Source organism: Sporomusa sp., assembly GCF_057736855.1.
In genome coordinates, this window is the sequence record NZ_JBYKYF010000335.1 from 1 (window position 1) to 996 (window position 996).

Genomic DNA, 996 nt, shown 5'->3' on the forward strand with positions numbered 1-996 from the left:
TCGGCGGCAAAACAAAGGCCCCCATGCCGGGGGCCTTGTTGCGCATTAAAGTCCTAACTTGCAATAGCAGATAAAATTTCCTGTTTCTCCTCTGTCGTCAAAGCAGGATATTCTGCCAGAATTTCCTCCGCTGTTTTTCCTTCTTCTGCCATGCGTCTAGTAACTACCCGCACGAAGATATTGCGCTTCCATAGAGGCATCATCACATAGCACCCCCTAAAATTGCCGCAATAGCAGCTTCAAGATCAGCTATACGCTGTTCTTTTTCTTGCTCAGGGTCAGGGTCAAAGTCGCCGCCTTCAATTTGGAAAACTGAAAAATCGTTTATACCACGAACTGCAAATACTTCTACCCCATTAACATAACCGATAATATCAGTAGACGTCTTTACTATTACATCGGCTTCCCCGACTAAATCGCCTTTTACAAATAGCCGCTTCATCTTATCCGCCCTCCACTACTTACATACTCATTGGCCGTAGCGCCTGTGGGTTGCGTACCATTTTTGCCAATCGTAGAGCCCTCCATCGCTGCCAAACCATATTGAGTACCCTGTCCAGTATTGTTGAAAGAGTGAACTTGTGATGCATTATATGCTATAATGCAATCTTGCGCCACTCCCGTACCAAAGTCGCATGACTCTATACGGACAATACTCAAATTAATCCTTATTCCCCGAGCGCCACTAGCACGGGGATAACAGTTCGCTATGTGAGCCGAAGAAACAGAAACATTGATTTCTCCAGAACTTTGCAGATACTTTACGAACAAATTTTTCGATGACACTATCGTTATAGCACTAACTACATGATTGCTTGGATTATCTGTATCACCTCTAATAGTCAGATTTCCGCCATAACCTACCAATGTGTTATCAATAACTACGGTTTCAGGCAAATTTCCAATAATGCGTACTGTAATATTATGCTTTATGAATCGAGGTATTACAGACAACACTTTGCTCCACGTCTTAAAAGCAGTAGACTGGCTTTTCCC

The 996-nt window shown here is 43.4% G+C and carries 3 protein-coding genes; all 3 read right to left on the minus strand.

All coding sequences use genetic code 11. The annotated features are described in order from the left end of the window. Positions 1 to 53 precede the first annotated feature (53 nt). Positions 54 to 203 carry a hypothetical protein gene (locus AC29Z1_RS15725; protein WP_488272400.1) on the minus strand — a complete coding sequence of 50 codons (150 nt, stop codon included), beginning with the start codon at positions 201 to 203 and terminating at the stop codon, positions 54 to 56. Further along, a complete protein-coding gene (locus tag AC29Z1_RS15730; RefSeq protein ID WP_488272401.1) occupies positions 203 to 442 on the minus strand; it encodes a hypothetical protein in 240 nt (79 codons plus the stop codon). Before AC29Z1_RS15730 ends, AC29Z1_RS15725 begins: the two co-directional genes overlap by 1 nt. Continuing rightward, positions 439 to 996, minus strand: a 558-nt coding sequence (locus AC29Z1_RS15735) for a hypothetical protein (RefSeq protein ID WP_488272402.1), incomplete at its 5' end; no start/stop codon positions are given. The genes AC29Z1_RS15735 and AC29Z1_RS15730, both read right to left, overlap by 4 nt.

Bases quoted from the DNA above. Each gene is read 5' to 3' on its own strand.
- AC29Z1_RS15730 (WP_488272401.1), bottom strand. From the start codon at position 442: ATGAAGCGGCTATTTGTAAAAGGCGATTTAGTCGGGGAAGCCGATGTA.
- AC29Z1_RS15725 (WP_488272400.1), bottom strand. From the start codon at position 203: ATGATGCCTCTATGGAAGCGCAATATCTTCGTGCGGGTAGTTACTAGA.